The organism is Rickettsia endosymbiont of Orchestes rusci (assembly GCF_964030945.1).
In the GTDB taxonomy this organism is placed as follows: Bacteria; Pseudomonadota; Alphaproteobacteria; order Rickettsiales; family Rickettsiaceae; genus Rickettsia.
The window spans coordinates 436,939-459,360 of sequence record NZ_CAXIQG010000004.1 but is presented as its reverse complement, the minus strand read 5'-3'; the positions used below and the strand labels follow the sequence as shown (position 1 = coordinate 459,360).

Genomic DNA, 22,422 nt, shown 5'->3' with positions numbered 1-22,422 from the left:
CCCTCAAAGAACTTGATGTTATTCCGGTGTTGTTGCATGGGTGTTGACTTAAGCGATAAAGGTTCATAAAGTCCGTCATTGCGAGGAGGCGTTGTTGCGTAGATAAGTTAAAGCGTGTTCGATGTCATTCCCGCGCAGGCGGGAATCCGGGAAAAATTATAGTCATGCTGAACAAGTTTTGCGCATCTCTTTATAGTATATCCTGAAATAAATTCAGGATGACGCATAGAATGGATTCCCGCCTGCGCGGGAATGACATACGGCACTTTTTTAGAGCCATGCAACAACGCTTGCAGTGGTGAGCCATGACGTTTGGAGTATCCACGCAGGCATTGCCTACTTGCAATGATGTTTAGCTATCGACACGGAACTACCACAATTAAAATTTAGGAAAACCCGATGCTTAACTTTGCTTCTTATATAGATTTACCGCTTATTTGGGGCGGTTTAATTGCTACGGCAATTTGTCTTTATGTTTTATTAGACGGATTTGATTTAGGAATAGGTATATTATTTCCTTTTGCGCCGACCGATGAATGTCGCCATAAAATGATGAATTCTATAGCGCCTTTTTGGGACGGTAACGAAACATGGTTAATACTCGGAGGAGGAGGGTTGTTTGCAGCTTTTCCTCTTGCTTATTCAATTCTAATGCCGGCTTTATATATTCCCATTATATTAATGTTACTGGGTTTAATATTCCGCGGCGTGGCTTTTGAATTTAGATTTAAAGCTCGCGAAAATCATCGTTATATTTGGGATTATTCTTTTCATTTCGGTTCACTGCTTGCCGCTTTTTGTCAGGGGATAATGCTTGGTAATTTTGTGCAGGGAATAGAAGTTAAAGAGCGAGTATTTGCCGGCAACGCTTTTGACTGGTTAACTCCTTTTTCTATAATGACGGGATTTGCCCTTATATGCGGCTATGCTCTTCTCGGCTCTAGCTGGTTAATAATGAAAACAGCTGATAATACTCAACAATGGGCTCGTAAATCCGCTCTTTATATTTCGTGCTATGTTGCGCTGTTTATGGGACTCGTTAGTTTATGGGTACCTTTTTTAAATGAGCAAATACATGATCGTTGGTTTAGCATGCCTAATATTTTATATCTTGCAATTATTCCTATTTTAACGGCTTTAATATTCTTTAGGTTAATTAAAACTATTCGGGGAGAAAATGACATACAGCCTTTTATATGCGTAATCCTCTTATTTTTATGTGGTTATTTGGGTCTTGGTATAAGTATATGGCCGTTTATAGTGCCTTACCGAGTAACTTTAGCACAAGCGGCAGCTGCTCCTGAATCGCAATCTCTGTTATTAATCGGTATCGGAATATTTTTACCGGTGATACTTGGTTATACAATTTATTGTTATTATATATTCCGTGGAAAATCGACTCATCACCCAATATATTAAGAAAATACACCTTAAGCTTTTAAAAGTAATGTCTTGCCTAAAAGGGTGGCAATGGTTTATTATCTTGTGGCTTGGCGGTATAACGGCAACATTGCTTTTAACTTTTACAGTTAAAGCTGTTTTTTGGTTACTTCGGTATTTGTAAGAATAGAACACTTGTCATGCCGTGGCTTGACCACGGCATCCAGTCAGGCTTTTTAATTTTTTCTGGATACCGTGGTTAAGCCCACTACTGTACGAACGTTTAAATAAAGAGGTAAAAATTCTGTCATTCCGTGGCTACGACCACGGAATCCAGCTTATAATATCATAAAAAGATTCTAAAATAAGTCTAATATGGCTTTATTTTCCTGGATGCCGTGATCAAGTCACGGCATGACACAGCCTTTTTTCAACGTTCGTACAGTAGTGGGCTTGACCGGCGTTGTTGCATGGATCGATAAAAGAAGCAGTATGTCATTCCTGCTGCCCCTTATGTCATTCCCGCGAAAGCGGGAATCCAGGCTAAAAAGCCTTAGCTTGTAAGGCTTTTTTCTATATAATTGTAAGTTATCGTTACATCTTTAGTTTAATTTTTCTGGATTCCCGCTTTCGCGGGAATGACATAGACCGTGCTTTAATTATCCATGCAACAACGCCTCCAGTCGCTCGCAATGACGCGTTTAACGTTCCACGCGGGCATTGCCCCGCGGGAATGACATGCAGTATACTTGACAAAACGTACTGTTTATAGTACGCTATAAATCTAATATATAATATAATTGAGGGTGTAATGGAAATATATAATACAAGTGAAGCAAGAACCAAGCTTTATAAGCTTATAGATTACGTTTCTGATGCGCATAAGCCTATCTATATTAAAGGCAAAAGAAATAAAGCTGTGATGATTTCAGAAGCAGATTATCGAAATATGGAAGAAACTTTATATCTATTATCTATTCCGGGTTTGCATAAATCCATAATTGAAGGACGAGCAGAACCAATAGACAAATGCAGCGATAAATTAACTTGGTAATTGTTTTTATAGATGTATATAATTCGTTATACTAAGTATGCAGAAAAAGACGCTAAAAGAATAAAACAAGCGGGTTTAAAGAGTAACGTAGAAAGATTATTAAACATAATTAGCTCTAATCCTTGGAAAACCTACCCTCCATATGAAAAGTTAGTTGGTAACTTAAATGGCTGCTATTCAAGGAGAATTAATATTCAACATAGACTTATTTACGAGGTTTATGAACAAGAAAAAATTGTTAAAATCCTTAGAATGTGGACACATTATGAATAGATTATCATAACAAAATCACATGACAAAAATTTCTGCTTTTATCATTACAAAAAACGAAGCTACAAGAATAGCGAGAGCTATAAATAGCATAAAAAATATTGCCGAGGAAGTAATTGTAGTTGATAGCGAAAGTACCGACGCGACAGTAGAGATTGCTAAGAATTTAGGGGCTAAAATAGTAATTAACCCGTGGTCCGGCTATGTTGTTCAAAAAACTTTCGGAGAGGAGTTATGCTCTCACGACTGGGTGCTTAATATTGATGCCGATGAAGAATTATCTAAAGAATTACAAGATGAAATAGAGTATATTTTTGCTTCCGAAAATCAAGATCGTTATTTAGCTTATCAAATAAAGCTCTTAATAATGCATCGTAATAATTCAAAACCCGGTCGATTTGCACCATATAATAAATGCATCAGGTTATATAATAAAAAATTTGCTAGTTTCGGCAATACTCATGGTAGTACTACTCATGATTCGGTAGTATTTAATGAGGGTATTGAGAATAAAATATATCTTTTAAACGGCGTAGCTTATCATCATTCCGGCACTTCAATTGAGCAGTTGGTTGCTAAAGCAAATTTTTATTCGGGAGAGCAAGCAAAAGATTTATTTAATGCCGGTAAAGTGCCGTCGCGCACTCGAATTGTTACGGAAATGCTGTTATGTTTTTTTAAAGCTTTTTTTATTAGGCGATATTTTATATTCGGCTTTGACGGTTTTATTGATTCAATGATTTTTGCCTTCGCACGTTTCTTAAGACTTGCAAAACTCCGAGAAAAATTACGACAGAATAATGAACACCGTGGATAGGTCAAAACGTCATCAACTATGTATAGCATTCTAATTAAATCCCTGATTACATTCGGGATAGCTTGGATTGCCGCGTCGCCTATGGCTTCGGCGTTGTTGCATGGATGGTTAAAATCGCTTAAAACTTGTCATACCGTGGCTTGACCCACTACTGTACGAACGTTTAAATAAAGAGGTAAAAATTCTGTCATTCCGTGGCTACGACCACTTCAGTCCAGCTTATAATATCATAAAAAGATTCTAAAATAAGTCTAATATGGCTTTATTTTCCTGGATGCCGTGATCAAGCCACGGCATAACATCGCGGTACTTTTAAAGAATACCAAAAATATAGCAATTTTCGATCCATGCAACAACGCCTGCTGCAGCTAGGAATGACATCGAGAATGCCGCTTTTTAATCTTTTCTTAATTCTGCTAATTCTTTTTGTAATTTTATTACTAAAATTTGCAGCTTCTCAAATTCTTCTCTAGTGACATAATTACCTTTTAATATTTTATCTTCAATTAAGTTATGACTTTTCTCTACTATATTATTAGTAACTTTTTGTGCTATGCTGCCGGCACCTATCATTACTTTTAGAATATTATTTGTTTTCATAATGTCTCTATTGATAAAGCGTGTAAACCGTTTGCTAGCTCATCTGCAAGAAGATTGTTAATTATACGGTGTTTTGCTATTAAACTTTTACCGACAAATAAATTTGTAGAAATTTGTACTTTAAAATGACTTTCAATGCCACCGTATTTATGACCGGCATGTTTATGGCTTTCATCTATTATTTCACAGAAATGTGGTTTTAGCGCACTTAATTTTTCTTTTATCCGATCTATTCGAGTCATATTTCTCTATTATTCATTATATAAATCTCATATTATCATATTATATTACTAAAATAAACATGATAAAATTAATGACCGAACTAGAAATTTTCCAGTCAGAAATTGATAATTTAAAAAAAGGTACATGTTTATCTTGTAAATTAGCCAATTATTATGAAATTAAAGCAATAAGAAAAGATCATTATCCGATAATTGAGGAACTTAATCAAATTATTGATCGAGTAAGCATGAAGCTTGATATAGCACTTAGCTATAAAAAAATTAAAAAAGATAAGATATTATTTATCTTAAAAACGCAAGATTCGCATTTAATTAAAAATTTTGCTAGAAAACTATATTTACTTTCTCAGCTTTATACCGATTCAGAACAGCCCGCTATTTACATGAACTGCTATATTGCAAGCGTTCAATTTCCTGAAATAAACAGTAATGCCGAGGAAATTAAAGATATTTTAAATATGCTTCTTTCCTCCCAAAACGGTTCTTCCCAAAACGGTGAATATTATTACCGTGAATATAACCTTATTGATTATGATTTAGAAGATATCAAAAAATCGAATATTCAGCTTAATTTATTACGGCAAGCCTTAGCTAAAAAAACCATGATATTTGCCTATCAGCCGATTATTGACCGGCTTACTATGAAAATTCATTATTATGAATGTTTACTCCGAATACCTAATGAAAACAATAATTATATTTCCGTCGGTCCGATAATTCCTATTGCAGAAAATAAAGGATTAATTTTTGTAATTGATCAAATTGTGCTTGAGATGACAATTCAAGAATTAGTTAAAAATCCTGAGTTAATTCTTACGGTTAATATTTCAAATATGGGTACGACAGATGAGGCTTTATGGGAGCTTGCCGAAAATTTACTACAAACTTATGATGTACATGGTCGCTTAATTATTGAAATTACCGAAACTTCTTTTAATGAAAATTATGAAAAAATAACGTTATTTATTAATAAATTACGTAAATTCGGTTGTAAATTTGCTTTAGATGATTTCGGCTCCGGTTTTACTTCTTTTAAACAACTGCAAAATTTACCGATTGATATTATAAAAATTGACGGTAAATATGTACGTAATATTATAAGTGATGTACAAAGTCAGTATTTTGTTGAAAAATTAATTAAGATTTCAGACGATTTAGGAATAAAAACAGTAGCGGAATTTGTTGAAAACGGTGAAATAGCTCAATTTTTGATTAATTTAAAAGTCGGCGGCATGCAAGGAAATTTCTTTTCGGAAGCAACATTTGATAGGGTTAAGGATATTAAGAAGTGAATCGTCATTGCGAGGCGGCACTGGTGTATAGCCTCGATGTCATTCCTGCGAAAGCAGGAATCCAGAAAAAAATAACCTTAATATTGGTACAAAAATTATATATTTGATAAAATAAACATATAAAAAAACAAGTTTTTTATATGTTTTACTGGATTCCTGCTTTCGCAGGAATGACATTAACCGCTTTTTAAGAGCCATGCAACAACACAGGTACAAGCCACGGTATGACAACGCCGCTTGACATCAACCGCAAAAACCTATATGCAAAAAGACTTATTCCTAAAATTTTATATTAAATAATTAAATGCTTTTACTTGAATTAAAAAGAACTAAACAAATTCTTGAAACTATCCATTTTATAGGTATCGGCGGCGTTGGCATGAGCGGCATCGCCGAGATACTGCATAATCTCGGTTACAAGGTACAAGGCTCTGATTTATCGGAGAACTATAATACCAAAAGATTAGAGTCAAACGGCATTAAAATATTCTTAGGTCATCACGCTCAAAATATTACTAATGTTTCGTATGTAGTGATATCCTCGGCAATTAATAAAAATAATCCGGAAGTGCAAGAAGCTCTGCAAAGAAAAATTCCGATCATTAGGCGTGCCGAAATGCTTGCCGAACTAATGAGGTTAAAATGCTCGGTAGCAGTTTCCGGCTCGCACGGAAAAACGACTACTACTTCCCTTACGGCGTGTTTATTTGAAGCAGCCGGCTTATGCCCTACGGTAATTAACGGCGGTATTATTAATAATAGATCGACAAATGCCTATCTTGGTTCCGGAGATTATCTAATTGCGGAAGCCGATGAATCGGATGCTACTTTTATTAATATACCCTCAACTATTGCGGTAATAACCAATATTGATCCCGAACATTTAGATTATTATCAAGATTTTGCTACGCTAATTAATGCTTTTAGAAGTTTTATTACTAATTTACCTTTTTACGGCTTTGCCGTCGTTTGTATTGACCATAAAATAGTAAGAGAATTAATTAGTACCGTTACTGAACGTAAAGTTGTTACTTACGGTATAGATTCAGATGATGCACATATCAAGGCTTTTAATATAAGTACTGATATTGCTTCTTCTACTTTTGATATCAGAATTAAATTACCGACTGTAAGCGGCGTTACGATTATTGAGCGAATTACTATTCCAACGCCCGGAAGACATAATATTTTAAATAGTTTAGCTGCCGTTGCAGTCGGAGTAGAGCTAGATTTCGGTATCAAAGTTATCAAAAACGGTTTTAGTAATTTCAAAGGGGTAAAACGAAGATTTACGAAAGTCGCCGAATATAATAATGCTTCTATCATCGATGATTACGCTCATCATCCCGAAGAAGTTAAAGCAACGCTTGCTACTGCTAAAAATATTGCCGATAAGCAAAACGGCAAAGTGATTGCTATTTTTCAGCCGCATAGATACTCAAGAGTACAGTATTTATTTAATGACTTTATGATCTGTTTTAACGATGCCGAGATGCTTTATATTACCGATATATACGAAGCCGGCGAAGCTCCGATAGACGGCATAACCGGCAAGGATTTAGTTGAACAAATAACAAAAAATAACCATCACACTCAAGCAAGCTTTATACCTTATCCGCAAAATATAGTTCAAATTATTAAAGATCATGCACGCCCGGGCGACATGATAATAATGATGGGGGCCGGTAATATTTCGGCGTGGGCTAACGATCTAAAATTGAAAGATACGGATTGATAATATGCTTGATATTATAGATTTCATATCCGATGTCATTTCCGCGAAGCGTTGTTGCGTGGATCGAAAATTAATAAAAAACCTGTCATTGCGAGCCGCTGCAAGCGGCGTGGCAATCCAGGCTATCCTGAATATAATGAGGGATTTAATTAGAATATTAAACAAGTTTAGTATAAAAATATATTTAACTGGATTGCCACGTCGGCATAAATGCCTCCTCGCAATGACGTTTAGGGTATCCACGCAACAATGTATTCGCGGAAATGACATCTCTCGGTGCTTTTTATGAAACTACCTAAAATTCGAGGTGAGTATAGAAGAGATTATAATTTAAAACATTTGACTTGGTTTAAAGTAGGCGGCAATGCCGAGATATTTTTTAAGCCCGCCGACATTGATGATTTAATAAGTTTTTTACAGCAAAATAACCAAGAATTATCGGTAACGATTTTGGGCGCGGGTTCCAATATAATTATTAGAGACGGCGGGATAGAAGGCTATGTAATAAAGCTTGGACAAAATTTTACTAATATCGAGCTTACTAAAGATAACCACCTTGCGGTCGGTAGCGGCTGCCTTAACTATAATCTTGCTAAATTTTGTCAGGCTAATTTAATTAGCGGTTTTGAGTTTTTAGTAGGTATCCCCGGTACTATCGGCGGCGGCGTAGCGATGAATGCCGGCTCTTATAACTCCGAATTTAAAGATATCATAATAGAAATAGAGGCAGTTGATTTTTTCGGAAAATCTTTAACTTTTTCTAATGAGGAAATAGGTTTTAAATATCGTGGTAACAATTTACCGAAAGATATAGTTATAACTAAAGCTATTTTTAAAACTAAAGCAGGTAGCGAAGAAGATATAACAAAGCGAATGAATGAAATAAATAACGCAAGATCACAAACTCAACCGATCAAAGAGCGTACGGGAGGAAGTACTTTTGCTAATCCTGCAGGCAAACAAATTAATAATGTCACCCCGTGGCTTGCTAACTGGGTCCGGAAAAAAGAAGACCGGATACCGGGGTCAAGCCCCGGTATGACAACTCAACATTTTATGAAAGCTTGGCAACTTATTGACAAGTCAGGTCTTAGGGGGTATAGAATAGGCGATGCTTCTATTTCAGAACTTCATTGTAATTTTATGATAAATCACGGTAACGCAACTGCTAAGGAACTCGAAGATTTAGGGAATTTGGTACAACAAAAAGTATTTGAAGATAGTGGCGTAAAATTAGAGTGGGAAATTAAACGGATAGGGAAATATGCTTAGGTAATTATGATCTTGCTGGTATGGTTTGAGAAAAGTCTTCAGCGTCATACCGTGGCTTGTCCCACTACTGTACGAACGTTTAAATAAAGAGGTAAAAATTCTGTCATTCCGTGGCTACGACCACGGAATCCAGCTTATAATGCCATAAAAAGATTCTAAAATAAGTCTAATATGGCTTTATTTTCCTGGATGCCGTGATCAAGTCACGGCATGACACAGCCTTTTTTCAACGTTCGTACAGTAGTGGGCTTGTCCACGGTATCCAGAAAATTTAATAATATAATGAAACAGTATTATTTATATATATTAGCTAGTAAACGTAATGGTACATTATATATTGGAGTTACTTCAAATATTATAAAACGTATTTATGAACATAAGCATAAAGTAATTAAGGGTTTTTCTTCTAAGTATAACATAAATAAATTAGTTTATTTTGAGCAATATGACGATATTATAGCTGCAATTAATCGTGAAAAATTATTAAAAGAATATAAAAGACAGTGGAAACTAAATTTAATTGAATCTAAAAATCCAGAGTTGCATGATTTATATGAAGAAATTGTTTTATAATTTTTCTGAATCCCGTGGACAAGCTGGCTTTGTTGCTAGGCTTTGATATTTCTTCTGTCATTCCGTGATTTATTCACGGAATCCAGAATATCTTAATAATAAAAGACTGGACCTAGTTAGCAAGCCACGGGGTGACATCGAACGCTTTACAAAAATTCGATCCATGCCGTCGGAGACAAGCCACGGTATGACATCGGAGTAGCTCTTAAGTAAAAAATAAGAAAATAATCATGCATAAATATCAAACATGTTGGGTAGAGAATTCTAAAATTGAAATATTAAGCAGTAGCGGTAAAAAACATATTGCTATAGTTGCCGGCGGTATGTCTGCCGAAAGAGAGGTATCGCTGGTGTCGGCAGAGGGTGTTAGCAAAGCACTTTTAGAAGCCGGTTATAAAGTTACTTTTATAGATATGGGGGCAGATGTTGCCGTAAAGCTTTTAGAGATAAAGCCCGATATCGTTTTTAACTGCTTACACGGCACATACGGCGAAGACGGTTGTTTGCCCGGATTACTTAATATTATGCGGATTCCATATACGCATAGCGGCATGCTTACCTCTGCTTTAGCATTTAATAAAATACATTCACGTGCTTGGTTTACGGCAAATAATATTGCTATGGCGGAGAGCATTATCGTAAATAAAGCCGATAATATTAAGACTGATCCAGTAGAGCGACCGTATGTAATCAAACCCCTTACACAAGGCTCAAGTATTGGCGTTGAAGTAATATTTGAGGATGATGATTTTGACTTTGCCGATTATGATTTTCCTTACGGCGATGAGATAATGATAGAAAAATATATAAAAGGGCGTGAGTTGCAAGTAGCGGTTTTAAACGGCAAAGCCTTGGGAGTTTTGGAAATTAAACTTTTAAAGCATCGTTTTTATGATTACGAAACAAAATATACGGAAGGGTTAGCGCAACATTTATGCCCCGCTCCGATACCTTCCGAAATATATTCGGAATTGCTTGCAAAATCTGAAAAAATCTATAAAACCATGCATTGCAAGGGAGTAGCAAGAGTTGAGTTTATTTTAGAAGAACATACAAATAAATTAATCGTTCTTGAGATAAATACCCATCCCGGTATGACGCCTTTATCGATCGTACCGGAAATAGCGACCTATCACGGCATAAATTTTACAACTTTAATTGAAGAAATTTTAAAGACGGCAAGCTTTGACTCATGAGAAAAAAACAAAACTCTAACAAAAAAAATAAGGTAAAAAAAACTAATATCTCACTTCGTAGAAAGATTGGATTAGTCTATACTAGAATAATATTTATTGTTAAAATTGCGCTAATTATTTTTATAGCTTTGTTTTTTTTTACAAAATATTTTGCTTCTACCAAACTTAAAATAGCTCAAAATATTTATGAATCGACGGCAAATATGGGGTTTAGGCTTGAAAATGTCGTAATAGAAGGGCAACAAAATGTTTTAGAATCTAATATATTAAAAGTTTTAAATGCCGATAAGAATACTCCTATTTTTGCCCTTAACTTAAATGAAATTAGAAATAATTTAAAAAATAATAAATGGATTAAAGACGTATATGTCGGTAGGCGATTACCGAATACCGTCTATATCAAATTATTTGAACGCGAGCCTATTGCCATTTGGCAAATTAATAGACAGCTTTTTCTAATTGATGAAGAAGGTTATGAAATTACTAAAAATATCGAACCCTTCCCGCATTTATTACATGTGGTCGGTAACGGTGCCAATATTTACGCTAGTAAATTGGTGGAGGAGTTAAAAAAATATCCTGCTCTAATGACTAAATCCTTGTCTGCCGTACGCTGCGGAGATAGAAGATGGGACTTAAATCTTGAGGGGAATATTACAGTTAAAATGTCTGAATCAGGAACTGAAGAAGCCTTAAAATATATCGATGCTTTAAACAAAGCGAATAAGTTATTTAATCAAAATTATAAAATTCTTGATTTACGCGATAAGGATAAATATTACATTGAGAAGTATCCTCTATAAAATCTTTACAGATTAAAGATAAATTATTATACTATTTACTAATTAATCCTTCAGAGAAATTGTAAAATATGAATATTCATGAATATCAGGCAAAAGAAATTTTAAGAAAATACGGAGTGCCTACCTCTACCGGTGTAGTAATCACAAAAACGCAAGATATTAATGCGGCTATTGATAGCTTAAATACTGACGTATATGTTGTTAAAGCTCAAATACATGCGGGCGGAAGAGGAAAAGCAGGGGGAGTTAAAGTTGTAAAAAGTAAAGAAGAAGCTAAAAAAGTGGCGCATGATATGTTCGGCATTAATTTAGTAACTCACCAAACGGGACCGGAAGGACAAAAGGTTAACCGCCTCTATATCGAATCAGGAAAGAATATTTTTAAAGAATATTATTTTAGCGTCGTGTTTGATAGATCGAGTAGCCGCATCGCGTTTATAGCTTCTTCCGAAGGCGGTGTTGATATTGAAGAGGTGGCTGATAAAACCCCTGAAAAAATAATTAAGTTTTTTGTCGATCCGGCAACAGGTTTGCAAGCATTTCATACGCGAGGCATTGCTTATGAATTAGGGTTTAAAGATGATCAAGTGAAACAAATGAAGAAAATCATTGAAGCAATTTATAATGCTTTTATAGATAACGATGCGGCGCAAATTGAGATTAATCCTTTAATTGTCACGACAGACGGGGATTTGCTTGCTTTAGATGCAAAAATTACTTTTGACGATAATGCTTTATTTAAGCATCCAAATATTCTATTTATGCGTGATAACGATGAAGAAGACCCATTAGAGACTAGAGCTTCAAATGCCGGACTTAGCTACGTGAAGATGCACGGGAATATCGGTTGTATGGTAAACGGAGCAGGTCTTGCTATGGCTACTATGGATATTATTAAGCTTTACGGTGCAACGCCGGCAAATTTTCTTGATGTCGGGGGCGGGGCTGACCGTGAACGAGTTAAAGAGGCTTTTAAAATTATTTTATCGGATAAAGCCGTACAAGGTATTTTAGTAAATATTTTCGGCGGTATTATGCGTTGTGACATTATAGCCGAAGGCATTATTGCCGCTGCTAAAGAGATCGGTATAAAAGTTCCGCTAGTAGTTCGTCTTGCCGGCACTAATGTTGAAAAGGGAAAAGATATTTTATCTAATTCCGGTTTAGAGATAATCCCCGCACATGACTTAGCGGATGCGGCAAGTAAAATTGTTGAAGCGATAAGGTAGAGTTGGAAGTGTCACCCCGTGGCGTGACCGGCGTTGTTGCATGGCTAATAATTTACCGTATTATGGTTATTATAAGTACGGTGTCATACCGTGGCTTGACCACGGTATCCAGAAAAACCTTAATAAAAAGACTGGATGCCGTGGTCAAGCCACGGCATGACACCGAAACACTTTGCAAAAATTCGAGCCATGCAACAAGGTCGGCTTGACTACGGTATGACAAACTCTTCATTTACGAGCAGTATAAACACATAATAATTTTTTTAAAATGGCATATTAAAAATGGCAATATTAATCAATAAAAATACTAGAGTAATCTGTCAAGGATTTACCGGTTCACAAGGAACCTTTCACTCCGAGCAAGCAATAATCTACGGGACAAAAATGGTCGGAGGGGTAACTCCCGGCAAAGGCGGGCATACTCACCTTGACCTGCCCGTATATAATACCGTCCATGAAGCAAAGGCAAAAACAGGAGCTAATGCCAGCGTTATCTATGTACCGCCGCTTTATGCCGCCGATTCTATATTAGAGGCGATAGAGGCGGGCATTGAAATTGTCGTATGTATTACCGAAGGGATACCGGTGCTTGATATGGTGAAGGTTAAGCGGGTGCTTATCGGTTCTAAAACCAGATTAATCGGACCTAACTGTCCCGGTGTGATTACCCCTAGTGAGTGTAAAATCGGTATTATGCCGGGTCATATCCATAAAAAAGGTTCAGTCGGGGTTATTTCAAAGTCCGGTACTTTAACTTACGAGGCGGTCGCGCAAACTACCGAGGTGGGGTTAGGTCAGTCAACTTGTGTAGGGATCGGCGGCGATCCGGTTAACGGTACTAATTTCGTTGATTGTATTGAAATGTTTTTAAGAGACGAAGAAACAAAATCAATTATTATAATCGGTGAAATTGGCGGCGATGATGAAGAAAAAGCTGCTGAATTTATTAAACATTCAAAAATAAAAAAACCGATAGTAAGTTTCATCGCCGGCATTACCGCCCCGCCCGGTAAAAAAATGGGGCATGCAGGCGCTATTATTTCCGGCGGTAAAGGTTCTGCCGAGGATAAGCTGGAAGCTCTACAAAGTGCCGGCGTGACTATTACCAGATCGCCCGCCGATATCGGTAAAACTATGTTAGAATTATTAAATAAGTGATTTGATAAATATTGAAGATGTCTACTGAAGCTTGACTTCATGGTAGGCATTGCTCGTGTGGATCGGCGTTGTTGCATGGCTCAAATTTTCGATGTCATTCTAGCTAAAGGCCATAACTGTCCGAAGTTGAAAAATAAATAGAGAAACTGTTTTGGTTTTTCACTCTATTATATATCAAAATAGTAGTATTTTTAGCATTAACGGCAAAAAAAGTACTATTTAATAATCTTAATTTTTTAACTTCGGACAGCTGTGGCTAAAGGCGGGAATCCAGAAAAAACAAAAAAGTCATCCTGAATTTATTTCAGGATCTACTAAAAGGATGCTGAAACAAGTTCAGCATGACAAAGCTAGAAAGCCTGGATTCCCGCCTGCGGGCTTTGTTGCGTGGCTCGAATTTTCGATGTCATTCCTACACCCCATTATGTCATTCCCGCGTAGGCGGGGCTTTGTTGCATGGCTCGCAAGTAGAGTAGTCTCTTCGTTAAGGAAGAGGCGCTAAAAGTTAAGCGGCGTTAATAAAATTGATAACTTTGCACTTAATTTTAGCCTGAGTTGCCCTACTATCTTCACGTTTATTGGTTAAACGATCGCGGCAATGACTCTTGATTTGCCACATCGTAGTCTCCACCAACGAGCGAGCATGATAACCGCTTTTCTCCTTCCAAGACTTGCGAGCAAGGCTCTTGTCTCCGTTTATACTATTATAATTTATGTAATTAATTGCTTCATCTCTTTCCTGTAATTTTTCTCTATCTTCCTTCTTAATATTTCGATTCTTACTAGATATTCTAGCTGTTCTTTTTGGAGGTATCAGCTGCCTTGCTCCTGATTGCTTAATTGCCTTCCGACAGTCCACACTATCATATGCCATATCCCCACATACTGCCGTTATATCTTCTTCTATTGCTTCTAAAAGAGACGCTAGTTCTACACAATCATTAACCGTTGATTTTGTATATTTCCCTTCTAATATCTCACCAGTTTCTACATTAATTGCTACATGCAGCTTCCGCCATTTCTCATAGCCGGGCTTCTTCTCTTTATGTTTCAACCTTCTCCATTCGCTCGACCAATATAATGATAATCCTGTTGAATCTATTGCTACCGTTATACTTTCTTTTCTACTATTTATTAGCTGCTTCTTGTCTCGTATTTTTACCTTTAGACTCCCAGCTCTTCTTGATAGTGTCGTATAGTCGGGTATTGCTAATTTTACTTCCAGCTTCTCTAACACTGACTCTACAAATCCTTCCGTTTGCCTATAAGCTAGCTTATAAAATTCTTTCATTAACAAGCATAACTCTATTACATGCTTGCTATATATTATTTTACCTCCAGGCTTCCGATATCCTCTATAATGCCATCCTTCGATTGCCTCTTCGGAAATAAAAAATTCTATTCTTGCTATTTTCTTTAATTTCTGGTTATATAACGACCAGTTGCGCTGTTGTCTGTACTTTTTCATCATACTTTCTTAATAGCGCAACTACTCTACTCTTTCAACCTCTTTTATACTCTTTCAATCTCTCTTCTCTTTTTCTTCCTTTTTTACAAACTCCTAATCATCTTTACAACAGCCATGCAACAACGCCATTGCTTTATGTAGATGAACAATTTGACGATGTAACTTTATTTGGTAATGTTCGTAACTGTGCTTTTAAAATTATGCCCAAAGAAAATATTCAAGCTCTTGGGCAAAATATGCTTAATAAGCCATATCGTAAAAAAGAGTTTAAATGGCAAGAAATTGATAAAGCTCAAAAAAGCTACAGAAAAAGTTTACGATCACTCTTTATGAAGCTCAGTTTTTCCAGTGAATTAACAAATAACCCATGGCTTAAATCCGCTAACTGGCTACACCAAGTATTTACAAACAATCAAAAACTTTCCAATAGACCTTTTAATGAATGCCCAAACGACACTATTCCAAAATATTTACAACGTTACCTTTTAGCGAGTAATACTGAAGAGAATAAAATTATTAATAGTAATCGTTATGAATATTGGGTTTATTGCCAAATTAATAAACAGATTAGTACAGGAGGGCTTTATATCGAAAATAGCCTCAATCACCGTTGTTTTAATCATGAATTGGTAGTGATAAATCAAAAAGAAGAAATCTTAAACAAATTAAATATCCCGTGGTTACAAAAATCAATTGATCAACAATTGGATAATTTAACAAAAGAATTACATGATCTTTGGTTACTCTTTAATAAAAATCTAAAACAAGAAAAGTTTACACACTTAAAATACAATATAAAAAAAGAGAAACTTTGCTGGAATAAAGTTAAAGCTAGCAAAGATGAAAAATTAAAAAATAAATTTTTTAGACAATTGCCGGTTTGCGATGTCAGTGATGTATTGAATTTTGTAAATGATGATTGTAACTTTTTATCAGCCTTTATTCCCTTACAACCACGTTATGCTAAACAAGAGTCAAATAATAAAGATAGGTTAATAGCTACGATTCTTGCTCAAGCTTTTAACCACGGGAATTATAAAATGTCTCAAATTAGCGATATTTCTTACTGCTCGCTTGAAACAACATACCAGCAATATTTACGGTTATCAACATTGAAAGACGCAACCGACATAATGAGCAACACCATTTCAAAGCTTAAGATTTTTCCTTACTACTCTTTAGATTTGGAATTAATTTATAGCAGCGTTGACGGTCAGAAATTTGAATTGGACACCCCTAATATAAAAGCACGTTATTCACGTAAGTATTTAAGAGAAGGTCAAGGTGTTAGTGCCTACACTATACTTGCAAATCATATGCCTTTGCAATGTGAGCTTATCGGCAGCCATGAACATGAAAGTTATTTTGCCTTTGATATTTGGTACAACAACACCTCAGAAATTATTCCGGAGGTAATTACCGGTGATATGCATGTTATAAATAAAGCAAACTTTGCTATCATGAAGTGGTTCGGAGTAGCACTAAACCCAAGATTCACCAACCTTAATGATCAACTAAAAAATCTTTATTGCGGCGATGATATTAAAAAATATACCAATTGCTTGATTAAACCCATTGCGCAGATCAACCTCCAAGTGATTATCGAACAAAAAAATAATATTGATCAACTGGTTGCTACCTTAGCACTTAAAGAGATGAATCAAGCTAACTTAATTAAAAAATTATGTCATTTACCGCTGGAAAACAGCTTGCGTAAAGCCGTATTTGAATACGACAAATTAGTGAGAAGTATTTATACCCTTAAATATATGATGGATATCCAATTACAGAAAATTGTCCGTAAATCGCAGAATAGAATTGAATCATATCACCAATTACGAGCTGCTATTTCAAAGGTTGGCGGTAAGAAACAATTATACGGTAAAACAGATATTGATATAGAAATTAGCAATCAATGCGGTAGACTTGTTGCTCTGGCAATTATTTACTACAACTCCATTATTCTCTCCGGAGTTCTTGAGAAATACGAAAACCTTGCCAATAATAAAAGATTTCTAACAATGATTAAAAAAATATCACCCGTTGCTTGGCATCATCATATTCACTTTCTTGGTCAATATACGTTTCAAAATAAAAATCATTCCATAAATATAAAGCAAATATTGGAAAATATCGATCTTAATTATTAATACCCTTACAACTCTTCTTTATGAATTTCGGTAAATGCATATTTGACTCCAACAGCCCAAAGATGCAAAAAAATAAACTTGTTAAACAGCAGAATTTTCTGTACCTGAATAATAATCTTATTCTTATTATTGTCAATATTTACTAATACCTGAAAATTAAACTCTCAATAACTTATCCAAACATTTTTTTTACAATTTTTCCGGAAAAAAAAGAGATTCTACGTCAGAACACCTATTCGCTTTTTATCAAAATTATTGGGTAATTATCCAGCTCCAAGAGTAATTGTTACTGATAAGCTCAGGAGTTACATTAAACCGATTAAACTTATGTGTCCTAAAACTGAGCATCGTACACATAAGAGACTAAATAACCGTGTTGAGAATGCTCATCAGCCAACTCGACGAAAGGAAAAAATATTAATTAAATTCAAGCATCCTAATTCAGCACAATGTATATTATCACTGATGGGCAAAGTCAGAAATATATTTGCCATAAATGTTGGAAGATATACTAAAACAGCACCTGAGCAAAGAATCGCATTTGCATCCGCTAAATCCATTTGGGACGAAGCTACTCAAAGACTTCTTGCTGCCTAAAATCTAAAAATATAGCTCTTTTTGACACTAATTTACTTAACTTGACGATGCCGCTGTAACTATTTTATAGCGGCTTGGCTATATATCTCATAATATCTTTAGAGATTATGATAATAATACAAAGATACATTAATTAAGACAAGAGTTTTATGCGTCTCTTAAAGTATACTTACTGAGACAAAACTTAAATCACCCTAATTTTTAACAAAATTACCAACTAAACTCATGATTTTTTTGTCTTGATTTTTTTGTCCATTATAGATTAAGCTATATAAGCAGTTAAATCATGCAGGTAATGTATGTACGCATTATGGTATTTCACGTTTTACTTTGCGTAAATGGTATAAGCGTTATGAACTACTTAATGCAGAAGGGCGGTTCTGTCGCATCTATTGGCAAGTATGATGATATGTGGTATATGGAGCTAAAAAAATAGCAGTATGGTATTCCAAATATCGCCAAGACACTTGAGACATTTTAAAGGATTTTGCTCATCACCTGAAATAATAATGTTATTTGTGTATATGAAGTGTAGATTTTCATTAAGTTATAGAGAATTAGAGGAGAGGGCAAGTATCAGAGGAGCTAAAATAGATCACGCAACTCTTCAAAGATGGTTAATTAAGTTCTCTCCTTTGATAGATCAAGAGGTTAGGAAACGTAAGAAGCCAGTAGGAAATAGCTGGAGAATGGATGAAACATATATGATAAAAGTGGTAGTAATACTTCTGCTCTCACTGACTTTAATAAAAAACTACCTGAGAGACAAAGGATAAAAATACTCCAAAATAAATATCTAAACAATCTGATAGAGCAAGATCATAGATTTATTAAAAAACGAACTAAGCCAATGCTGGGTTTTAAGAGTTTTCGTAGTACTAAGATTACTATTGCTGGTATAGAAAATATTCGTATGATTCAAAAAGGACAAATAGTAGGAGCTAATGAGCTTGTATCTACTTTCGAGAATTTTAAAATGCTAATGGCATCATAACGTCTGAAATCTTAGGTTTTAGTGAAAATCCTAGACAGGTGTCACAGATGCGACAGAACCTTATAGAGCGTATAAATATGATTAAGTATCTATATTATAATGGTACCCAAAAACTAGACAAGAAAATAGAGAAAAGTAGGTATAATATCTCCTAGGAAAAGAAGCAAAAAATGAAAAAACAAGTTAAAAAATATAGCGCAGAAGAAAAAGCAAAAATAGCAATTGAAGCAATATCTGGAGAAATGACTATAATGGTACCCAAAAACTAGACAAGAAAATAGAGAAAAGTAGGTATAATATCTCCTAGGAAAAGGAGCAAAAAATGAAAAAACAAGTTAAAAAATATAGCGCAGAAGAAAAAGCAAAAATAGCAATTGAAGCAATATCTGGAGAAATGACTATAGCTCAAATTACCAGCAAATATGGTGTTCACGCTAATCAGATTTATAAATGGAAGAAAGAAGCTTTAGATTTTATGGTTTCTGGATTTAAATCGAAATCTAAACAACAAGATACCGGCCAAGAAGATTTAATTAAATCATTATTTGAGCAAATAGGCCAGTTAACAGTTGAAAGAGACTGGCTCAAAAAAAAATCTAGTATCTTTGGATTTAGAGGTTAGGAAAAAAATGATAAGTTATGCTTCAAAATTAACCATAGCAAGACAATGCGAACTTTTAGATTTAAACCGCTCAAGTTACTATTACCGAGCTAGGAATACCTTAGATGATAAGGAGTATAGAGTACTGAACAGAATTGATGAGATTTTTACAGAGCATCCCTATTATGGTACTAGAAGAATGTCTCATGTCCTAAAATCGGAAGGGTTAAATGTTAGTCGTAAGATGATAAGAAAATATTATAAAATACTTGGTATTGAAGCAGTATACCCAAAAATTAATTTAAGCCGTAGGAATCAGGCTCATAAAGTATACCCATATCTATTAAATAATATAGAGGTGGTTTGCTCCAATCAAGTTTACTGTGCAGATATTACTTACATAAGATTAAAGCAAGGTTTTGTATATTTGGTTGCTATAATGGATTGGTATAGTCGTTATATTTTGAGTTGGCGGGTGTCGATTAGTTTAGAAAATGATTTTTGTATTGAAGCTCTAAATGAAGCAATATCTATACATGGCAAGCCTGACATTTTTAATACGGATCAGGGAGTACAGTTTACATCAAAAGATTTTACTCAAATACTTGAGCAACAAGGCATAGCTATTAGTATGGACGGCAAAGGCAGAGCCTTAGATAATGTATTTATTGAACGTTTTTGGAGATCTTTGAAACAAGAGAAGATTTATCGTTTTGATCTTGAAACGGTACGTGAAGCAAAGATAGCTATCAGAGATTATATAGAATTTTATAATAAGCAAAGACCTCATCAATCGCTTGAATATAAGACACCTAAAATGATACATTTTGCAGAAAAACTAGAAAATTACCAAGAGGCTATATGACATAGAAAATGCAAACTTTACTTTGAAAAACCAATACATTAATAAAGGAGAATTACACCTCTAAAATTTAAAAAATTTGTCTAGACAAAGGGTACCACCTCAAGGTTTTACAGAAGTTCTATCTACTTTAATAAGTTATTATAAAAAGTTTAACGGAATGGATGAAAAACCTATCGACTTAAATAATGTAAATAAGTTTTATAAAATAAAATCAGCTAAAAAAAAGCTTAGTGAGATTTTGGTAGATATTTTAGATATGGGTATTGTACTCACTAATGAAATTAATGCAATAATTGTTCCTTATATACCAAAACATGAAAATACTGATAGTGATCAGGACATTAACAGTGATATTGATATTTTAAGCAATTCCGAAGATTTAAATAATATAGTCTTGGAAACAACAGAAACAAACGAGTCTAATGAAATAAGCTCAAGTTTTGAAGATTTGAAATTAGTGGGATAAAACGAAAGTTTTAATATAAGCTATTAATATATACTATAGTATCAGATTTAGACTAAGGTAGTTAAGCAATAATTCCTTAACGTAGGGTATTCTCCGTTTCACGGTGTGTCCCTAAATCGGCGTTTGTAATATTTTTTTGAAAAAACTAGGTACTTTTCAGTAAAACTTTACTTTACTCCTCTAGGTTTTGCATGGGTTTTTTATAGCTCTGCGATTTTAAAAATTCTATAAAGTGATGACTATTCCAACATTTATATCGAAATATTATTGACTATCTCGATATTTAGCTGTAAAATAGTTATAAATTTATTTGGCTATTAAAAATGGAAAGGTTATACCAAAAAGAAGTAGAAGAATATTTAACAAATTACGGTAAATTAGTATTTATTAGCGGACCAAGGCAAGTAGGAAAGACTACCATATCAAAACAAGCAATCAAACATAATCTTAATTCAGTTTACTTAAATTGGGATTATTTAGAAGATCGACAATACATTTTAAATGGTCATAATGAAATTTTTGAAACATTGCTTATAGTTAAAGCTAACAAGAAACCAAGAATTATATTAGATGAAATCCATAAATTCAAAGATTGGAAAAATCTTGTAAAAGGATTTTACGATAAATTTGGTGACACTATAGAATTTATTATAACCGGTAGTGCTAGATTAAATATATACAAAAAAGGTGGAGATAGTTTAATGGGACGTTATATTAATTTAACGATACACCCGTTATCTGTAGCTGAAATTTCTAAAAATTTTCGTAATGATATTGAATATATAGGCAAACCAAAAAATATTACAAAAGATGAATTTGAGGCATTGATAAATTTCGGAGGGTTTGCAGAAGTCTATTTAAGAGGTACTGCAAGATTTCATAGAATATGGAGTAAACAGCGATTTGAGCAATTATTTAGAGAAGATGTTAGAAATACAGAGGATATTAACAATATTTATGCACTAGAATTGCTTGCTACCATTATAAATGAACAAGTAGGGGTACTAACAAATTACACAAATCTAGCTAATAAAGTCAGGGTTTCAGACCAAACTATAAGGAGATGGGTCTCTTTATTAGAAAAACATTATTATTGTTTCTCTATAAGACCTTGGGCTAAAAATGTTATAAGAAGCTTAATAAAAGAACCTAAATATTATCTTTGGGATTGGTCACAAATAAAAGATCCCGGGGCAAAATTTGAAAATTTAGTAGCATCTCATCTTTTAAAAGCGGTGTATTTTTGGAACGAATCAGGGCTTGGGGATTTTAATTTATGTTATTTACGTGATAAACAAAAGAGAGAAGTGGATTTTGTAATAATAAAAGATAATAAACCTTGGATTTTAGTAGAGGCGAAGGTAAGTGATCTGTCCATTTCTTCGAGTTTAAAATATTTTCATGAATTACTTAAACCGGAATTTAGTTTTCAAGTGGTTCAAAACAAACAGATTATTGATAAGTCTTGTTTTGATAAACCTGGCTTATGGATAGTACCGGCTATTACTTTTTTATCTCAATTTATTTAACAAGAAAACTAATATAGTATGCTTGAATTATTGACTCTAGCAAGGCATTATAAACACGACATTACTACTTTGGGCTTACAGCGAGTTGGTCCAGTGTTACGGAACATGTAACGAAGTGCCACTTTAGAGAT

The 22,422-nt window shown here is 34.5% G+C and carries 32 protein-coding genes and 1 pseudogene; 27 read left to right on the top strand and 6 right to left on the bottom strand.

What is annotated here, in order from left to right; translation table 11 throughout:
• Positions 1-107: 107 nt before the first annotated feature.
• Positions 108-284, bottom strand: coding sequence for a hypothetical protein (locus AAHM91_RS06060; protein WP_342270201.1), 177 nt, complete (start codon positions 282-284; stop codon positions 108-110).
• Positions 285-399: 115 nt separating this feature from the next.
• Between AAHM91_RS06060 and cydB the strand changes: the two genes are divergently transcribed.
• Positions 400-1,419: a cytochrome d ubiquinol oxidase subunit II gene (gene cydB / locus AAHM91_RS06055; RefSeq protein WP_342270200.1), complete on the top strand. Its 1,020-nt coding sequence runs from the start codon at positions 400-402 to the stop codon at positions 1,417-1,419.
• A 375-nt stretch (positions 1,420-1,794) separates the two neighbouring features.
• A complete protein-coding gene (locus AAHM91_RS06050) occupies positions 1,795-1,944 on the top strand; it encodes a hypothetical protein (RefSeq protein WP_342270199.1) in 150 nt (49 codons plus the stop codon).
• Positions 1,945-1,974: 30 nt separating this feature from the next.
• On the opposite strand, the gene AAHM91_RS06045 is transcribed toward AAHM91_RS06050, so the two are convergent.
• On the bottom strand, positions 1,975-2,136 hold the full coding sequence (locus AAHM91_RS06045) for a hypothetical protein (protein ID WP_342270198.1): 162 nt from the start codon (positions 2,134-2,136) through the stop codon (positions 1,975-1,977).
• A 55-nt stretch (positions 2,137-2,191) separates the two neighbouring features.
• On the opposite strand from AAHM91_RS06045, the gene AAHM91_RS06040 reads away from it, so the two are divergent.
• From AAHM91_RS06040 to AAHM91_RS06025, 4 genes are read left to right on the top strand one after another with little or no spacing between them, the layout of a single operon-like run.
• Positions 2,192-2,434 carry a type II toxin-antitoxin system Phd/YefM family antitoxin gene (locus AAHM91_RS06040; RefSeq protein ID WP_342270197.1) on the top strand — a complete coding sequence of 81 codons (243 nt, stop codon included), beginning with the start codon at positions 2,192-2,194 and terminating at the stop codon, positions 2,432-2,434.
• 12 nt (positions 2,435-2,446) lie between these two features.
• Complete coding sequence (locus tag AAHM91_RS06035; protein ID WP_342270196.1) at positions 2,447-2,707, top strand: Txe/YoeB family addiction module toxin; 261 nt, start codon at positions 2,447-2,449, stop codon at positions 2,705-2,707.
• A gap of 19 nt (positions 2,708-2,726) precedes the next feature.
• On the top strand, positions 2,727-3,521 hold the full coding sequence (locus tag AAHM91_RS06030) for a glycosyltransferase family 2 protein (RefSeq protein WP_342270195.1): 795 nt from the start codon (positions 2,727-2,729) through the stop codon (positions 3,519-3,521).
• Positions 3,522-3,539: 18 nt separating this feature from the next.
• Positions 3,540-3,665 carry a hypothetical protein gene (locus AAHM91_RS06025; protein ID WP_342257035.1) on the top strand — a complete coding sequence of 42 codons (126 nt, stop codon included), beginning with the start codon at positions 3,540-3,542 and terminating at the stop codon, positions 3,663-3,665.
• Positions 3,666-3,917: 252 nt separating this feature from the next.
• Here the strand turns inward: AAHM91_RS06025 and AAHM91_RS06020 are convergent, their stop codons facing one another.
• Positions 3,918-4,121 carry a coiled-coil domain-containing protein gene (locus AAHM91_RS06020; RefSeq protein ID WP_342270194.1) on the bottom strand — a complete coding sequence of 68 codons (204 nt, stop codon included), beginning with the start codon at positions 4,119-4,121 and terminating at the stop codon, positions 3,918-3,920.
• Positions 4,118-4,363 carry a BolA family protein gene (locus AAHM91_RS06015; RefSeq protein WP_253307720.1) on the bottom strand — a complete coding sequence of 82 codons (246 nt, stop codon included), beginning with the start codon at positions 4,361-4,363 and terminating at the stop codon, positions 4,118-4,120. The genes AAHM91_RS06020 and AAHM91_RS06015 overlap by 4 nt, the downstream gene beginning before the upstream one ends.
• A 71-nt stretch (positions 4,364-4,434) precedes the next feature.
• Here AAHM91_RS06015 and AAHM91_RS06010 point away from each other — a divergent pair, with 71 nt between their 5' ends.
• Positions 4,435-5,655, top strand: coding sequence for an EAL domain-containing protein (locus tag AAHM91_RS06010; protein ID WP_410526160.1), 1,221 nt, complete (start codon positions 4,435-4,437; stop codon positions 5,653-5,655).
• A 39-nt stretch (positions 5,656-5,694) separates the two neighbouring features.
• On the opposite strand, the gene AAHM91_RS06005 is transcribed toward AAHM91_RS06010, so the two are convergent.
• Positions 5,695-5,853 carry a hypothetical protein gene (locus tag AAHM91_RS06005; RefSeq protein ID WP_342270193.1) on the bottom strand — a complete coding sequence of 53 codons (159 nt, stop codon included), beginning with the start codon at positions 5,851-5,853 and terminating at the stop codon, positions 5,695-5,697.
• A 106-nt stretch (positions 5,854-5,959) separates the two neighbouring features.
• Between AAHM91_RS06005 and murC the strand changes: the two genes are divergently transcribed.
• From murC to AAHM91_RS05945, 12 genes are all read left to right on the top strand, one after another.
• Complete coding sequence (gene murC / locus AAHM91_RS06000; protein WP_341794060.1) at positions 5,960-7,390, top strand: UDP-N-acetylmuramate--L-alanine ligase; 1,431 nt, start codon at positions 5,960-5,962, stop codon at positions 7,388-7,390.
• Between the two features lie 58 nt (positions 7,391-7,448).
• Entirely contained in the window at positions 7,449-7,679 is a 231-nt protein-coding gene (locus AAHM91_RS05995; protein ID WP_342270192.1) for a hypothetical protein, read from the top strand.
• Positions 7,676-8,662, top strand: coding sequence for a UDP-N-acetylmuramate dehydrogenase (gene murB, locus AAHM91_RS05990; RefSeq protein WP_342270191.1), 987 nt, complete (start codon positions 7,676-7,678; stop codon positions 8,660-8,662). The genes AAHM91_RS05995 and murB overlap by 4 nt, the downstream gene beginning before the upstream one ends.
• A gap of 25 nt (positions 8,663-8,687) precedes the next feature.
• Positions 8,688-8,810 (top strand): hypothetical protein, encoded by a 123-nt coding sequence (locus tag AAHM91_RS05985; protein ID WP_341794063.1) that lies wholly within the window; start codon positions 8,688-8,690, stop codon positions 8,808-8,810.
• 134 nt (positions 8,811-8,944) lie between these two features.
• Positions 8,945-9,235 carry a GIY-YIG nuclease family protein gene (locus AAHM91_RS05980; RefSeq protein ID WP_342270737.1) on the top strand — a complete coding sequence of 97 codons (291 nt, stop codon included), beginning with the start codon at positions 8,945-8,947 and terminating at the stop codon, positions 9,233-9,235.
• Between the two features lie 64 nt (positions 9,236-9,299).
• Positions 9,300-9,437: a hypothetical protein gene (locus AAHM91_RS05975; protein WP_342270190.1), complete on the top strand. Its 138-nt coding sequence runs from the start codon at positions 9,300-9,302 to the stop codon at positions 9,435-9,437.
• 28 nt (positions 9,438-9,465) lie between these two features.
• Entirely contained in the window at positions 9,466-10,431 is a 966-nt protein-coding gene (locus tag AAHM91_RS05970; RefSeq protein WP_342270189.1) for a D-alanine--D-alanine ligase, read from the top strand.
• Positions 10,428-11,234 carry a cell division protein FtsQ/DivIB gene (locus AAHM91_RS05965; protein WP_253307716.1) on the top strand — a complete coding sequence of 269 codons (807 nt, stop codon included), beginning with the start codon at positions 10,428-10,430 and terminating at the stop codon, positions 11,232-11,234. Before AAHM91_RS05970 ends, AAHM91_RS05965 begins: the two co-directional genes overlap by 4 nt.
• A 68-nt stretch (positions 11,235-11,302) precedes the next feature.
• Positions 11,303-12,463 (top strand): ADP-forming succinate--CoA ligase subunit beta, encoded by a 1,161-nt coding sequence (gene sucC / locus AAHM91_RS05960; protein WP_253307715.1) that lies wholly within the window; start codon positions 11,303-11,305, stop codon positions 12,461-12,463.
• Positions 12,464-12,465: 2 nt separating this feature from the next.
• The gene (locus AAHM91_RS05955) at positions 12,466-12,672 is read left to right on the top strand and encodes a palindromic element RPE4 domain-containing protein (RefSeq protein WP_410526084.1); all 207 of its coding nucleotides are present in this window, start codon (positions 12,466-12,468) and stop codon (positions 12,670-12,672) included.
• A 73-nt stretch (positions 12,673-12,745) separates the two neighbouring features.
• On the top strand, positions 12,746-13,621 hold the full coding sequence (gene sucD, locus AAHM91_RS05950; RefSeq protein WP_341794066.1) for a succinate--CoA ligase subunit alpha: 876 nt from the start codon (positions 12,746-12,748) through the stop codon (positions 13,619-13,621).
• Positions 13,622-13,962: 341 nt separating this feature from the next.
• Positions 13,963-14,097 carry a hypothetical protein gene (locus AAHM91_RS05945; RefSeq protein ID WP_341794067.1) on the top strand — a complete coding sequence of 45 codons (135 nt, stop codon included), beginning with the start codon at positions 13,963-13,965 and terminating at the stop codon, positions 14,095-14,097.
• Between the two features lie 29 nt (positions 14,098-14,126).
• On the opposite strand, the gene AAHM91_RS05940 is transcribed toward AAHM91_RS05945, so the two are convergent.
• Positions 14,127-15,092 (bottom strand): IS5 family transposase, encoded by a 966-nt coding sequence (locus AAHM91_RS05940; protein WP_342269693.1) that lies wholly within the window; start codon positions 15,090-15,092, stop codon positions 14,127-14,129.
• 125 nt (positions 15,093-15,217) lie between these two features.
• On the opposite strand from AAHM91_RS05940, the gene AAHM91_RS05935 reads away from it, so the two are divergent.
• The 8 genes and pseudogenes from AAHM91_RS05935 (at position 15,218) to AAHM91_RS05900 (ending at position 22,291) form a co-directional block, all read left to right on the top strand.
• Positions 15,218-17,239, top strand: coding sequence for a Tn3 family transposase (locus AAHM91_RS05935; RefSeq protein WP_342270188.1), 2,022 nt, complete (start codon positions 15,218-15,220; stop codon positions 17,237-17,239).
• A 174-nt stretch (positions 17,240-17,413) separates the two neighbouring features.
• Positions 17,414-17,836: a DDE-type integrase/transposase/recombinase gene (locus AAHM91_RS05930; RefSeq protein WP_342257186.1), complete on the top strand. Its 423-nt coding sequence runs from the start codon at positions 17,414-17,416 to the stop codon at positions 17,834-17,836.
• A gap of 261 nt (positions 17,837-18,097) precedes the next feature.
• A complete protein-coding gene (locus tag AAHM91_RS05925) occupies positions 18,098-18,241 on the top strand; it encodes a helix-turn-helix domain-containing protein (RefSeq protein ID WP_341794162.1) in 144 nt (47 codons plus the stop codon).
• A gap of 35 nt (positions 18,242-18,276) precedes the next feature.
• Positions 18,277-18,830, top strand: a pseudogene (locus tag AAHM91_RS05920) (IS6 family transposase).
• A 322-nt stretch (positions 18,831-19,152) separates the two neighbouring features.
• The gene (locus AAHM91_RS05915) at positions 19,153-19,452 is read left to right on the top strand and encodes a transposase (protein ID WP_045812944.1); all 300 of its coding nucleotides are present in this window, start codon (positions 19,153-19,155) and stop codon (positions 19,450-19,452) included.
• A gap of 7 nt (positions 19,453-19,459) precedes the next feature.
• Positions 19,460-20,296 carry an IS3 family transposase gene (locus tag AAHM91_RS05910; protein WP_342269489.1) on the top strand — a complete coding sequence of 279 codons (837 nt, stop codon included), beginning with the start codon at positions 19,460-19,462 and terminating at the stop codon, positions 20,294-20,296.
• A gap of 157 nt (positions 20,297-20,453) precedes the next feature.
• Positions 20,454-20,762, top strand: a complete 309-nt coding sequence (locus tag AAHM91_RS05905) for a hypothetical protein (protein ID WP_342270187.1) — start codon at positions 20,454-20,456, stop codon at positions 20,760-20,762.
• A 323-nt stretch (positions 20,763-21,085) separates the two neighbouring features.
• Complete coding sequence (locus tag AAHM91_RS05900) at positions 21,086-22,291, top strand: ATP-binding protein (RefSeq protein WP_342270186.1); 1,206 nt, start codon at positions 21,086-21,088, stop codon at positions 22,289-22,291.
• The last annotated feature ends 131 nt before the right edge of the window (positions 22,292-22,422 follow it).

What these genes read in the sequence shown, in the direction of transcription:
- cydB (WP_342270200.1), top strand. Translation starts at nt 400, where the DNA reads ATGCTTAACTTTGCTTCTTATATAGATTTACCGCTTATTTGGGGCGGT.
- AAHM91_RS06050 (WP_342270199.1), top strand. Translation starts at nt 1,795, where the DNA reads ATGACACAGCCTTTTTTCAACGTTCGTACAGTAGTGGGCTTGACCGGC.
- AAHM91_RS06040 (WP_342270197.1), top strand. Translation starts at nt 2,192, where the DNA reads ATGGAAATATATAATACAAGTGAAGCAAGAACCAAGCTTTATAAGCTT.
- AAHM91_RS06035 (WP_342270196.1), top strand. Translation starts at nt 2,447, where the DNA reads ATGTATATAATTCGTTATACTAAGTATGCAGAAAAAGACGCTAAAAGA.
- AAHM91_RS06030 (WP_342270195.1), top strand. Translation starts at nt 2,727, where the DNA reads ATGACAAAAATTTCTGCTTTTATCATTACAAAAAACGAAGCTACAAGA.
- AAHM91_RS06025 (WP_342257035.1), top strand. Translation starts at nt 3,540, where the DNA reads ATGTATAGCATTCTAATTAAATCCCTGATTACATTCGGGATAGCTTGG.
- AAHM91_RS06020 (WP_342270194.1), bottom strand. Translation starts at nt 4,121, where the DNA reads ATGAAAACAAATAATATTCTAAAAGTAATGATAGGTGCCGGCAGCATA.
- AAHM91_RS06015 (WP_253307720.1), bottom strand. Translation starts at nt 4,363, where the DNA reads ATGACTCGAATAGATCGGATAAAAGAAAAATTAAGTGCGCTAAAACCA.
- AAHM91_RS06010 (WP_410526160.1), top strand. Translation starts at nt 4,435, where the DNA reads ATGACCGAACTAGAAATTTTCCAGTCAGAAATTGATAATTTAAAAAAA.
- AAHM91_RS06005 (WP_342270193.1), bottom strand. Translation starts at nt 5,853, where the DNA reads ATGGCTCTTAAAAAGCGGTTAATGTCATTCCTGCGAAAGCAGGAATCC.
- murC (WP_341794060.1), top strand. Translation starts at nt 5,960, where the DNA reads ATGCTTTTACTTGAATTAAAAAGAACTAAACAAATTCTTGAAACTATC.
- murB (WP_342270191.1), top strand. Translation starts at nt 7,676, where the DNA reads ATGAAACTACCTAAAATTCGAGGTGAGTATAGAAGAGATTATAATTTA.
- AAHM91_RS05980 (WP_342270737.1), top strand. Translation starts at nt 8,945, where the DNA reads ATGAAACAGTATTATTTATATATATTAGCTAGTAAACGTAATGGTACA.
- AAHM91_RS05970 (WP_342270189.1), top strand. Translation starts at nt 9,466, where the DNA reads ATGCATAAATATCAAACATGTTGGGTAGAGAATTCTAAAATTGAAATA.
- AAHM91_RS05965 (WP_253307716.1), top strand. Translation starts at nt 10,428, where the DNA reads ATGAGAAAAAAACAAAACTCTAACAAAAAAAATAAGGTAAAAAAAACT.
- sucC (WP_253307715.1), top strand. Translation starts at nt 11,303, where the DNA reads ATGAATATTCATGAATATCAGGCAAAAGAAATTTTAAGAAAATACGGA.
- sucD (WP_341794066.1), top strand. Translation starts at nt 12,746, where the DNA reads ATGGCAATATTAATCAATAAAAATACTAGAGTAATCTGTCAAGGATTT.
- AAHM91_RS05945 (WP_341794067.1), top strand. Translation starts at nt 13,963, where the DNA reads ATGACAAAGCTAGAAAGCCTGGATTCCCGCCTGCGGGCTTTGTTGCGT.
- AAHM91_RS05940 (WP_342269693.1), bottom strand. Translation starts at nt 15,092, where the DNA reads ATGATGAAAAAGTACAGACAACAGCGCAACTGGTCGTTATATAACCAG.
- AAHM91_RS05915 (WP_045812944.1), top strand. Translation starts at nt 19,153, where the DNA reads ATGAAAAAACAAGTTAAAAAATATAGCGCAGAAGAAAAAGCAAAAATA.
- AAHM91_RS05910 (WP_342269489.1), top strand. Translation starts at nt 19,460, where the DNA reads ATGATAAGTTATGCTTCAAAATTAACCATAGCAAGACAATGCGAACTT.
- AAHM91_RS05905 (WP_342270187.1), top strand. Translation starts at nt 20,454, where the DNA reads ATGGATGAAAAACCTATCGACTTAAATAATGTAAATAAGTTTTATAAA.
- AAHM91_RS05900 (WP_342270186.1), top strand. Translation starts at nt 21,086, where the DNA reads ATGGAAAGGTTATACCAAAAAGAAGTAGAAGAATATTTAACAAATTAC.